Origin of the sequence: Paramagnetospirillum caucaseum (genome assembly GCF_000342045.1) — a bacterium.
In the GTDB taxonomy this organism is placed as follows: domain Bacteria; phylum Pseudomonadota; class Alphaproteobacteria; order Rhodospirillales; family Magnetospirillaceae; genus Phaeospirillum; species Phaeospirillum caucaseum.
In genome coordinates this window covers 1-759 of record NZ_AONQ01000188.1, presented here as the reverse complement: position 1 = coordinate 759, position 759 = coordinate 1, and the positions used below count along the sequence as shown (strand labels likewise).

Annotated in this window: 1 protein-coding gene; it reads right to left on the bottom strand. The window is 54.9% G+C overall.

The genetic code is table 11. The features are described 5' to 3' along the window. Positions 1–483 (bottom strand): hypothetical protein (locus H261_RS22935; RefSeq protein WP_008622828.1); only part of this gene is annotated, 483 nt, incomplete at its 3' end. Between the last annotated feature and the right edge of the window lie 276 nt (positions 484–759).

Here is a 759-nt window from a genome sequence, read left to right as displayed (position 1 = left end):
CATATCCAGACCATTGATGAAGCTGAGGGCCAGAAAGTTCGGGTCATGCTGGAGGGCAACGGCCAACTGGCTGAAAACCACGGCTGAAACAAAGATACCGTACTGGCTCGGGGTCATGGTGGTGGAAACCCCATTGTCGCTCCGCTCCACCGTCTCAGGGGCTGGCACGAACGGAATAGGGATCAGGTGCGTTCCTGCCTTCAGGTAGCCCCAGCTTGCGATCTTAAGCGGGATCAACCTGGAAAATACGGTGTGCCAAATCTGCGGTACGCTGCCGAAGATAGCGTAATACTCCCGCAGGTAAAGTTCAGTGGCATCGTCTGAGAATTCCACGCTGTCATTCGGCATGAAGAGCGTCGCATTGTCCGACGAATGCACAATGTCGTAGAATAGTGCTGTCGGGGTGTATGCCGGATCGTCGATAGCCGTTGCTTCCGGTGCATTCTGATATTTAGTTGTACTTTTGCTTCTCGATTTCATCATTTCCTTCTTTCGAAGGCGTGTTCCGCTTCATGATTGATTCGGATTTCGACGGGCTTCATGCCACGTCTGTTCAACGCCGCCATCGGGAGTGATGGATGGGAACGACCCATCGCCTGCGACTTTCGTCACCGCTCTACGGTGAGCTACATCACCCAGTGATCGTCTGCCTGTCGGCATGGGGTCACGACCAAGACCCAACCACGTATCCGTTCTTGTCAGTCACCACGTTGGCCTTCACCGTCGAGGACCAGCCCCGGCGGTCGTTAGGCTTGGCCT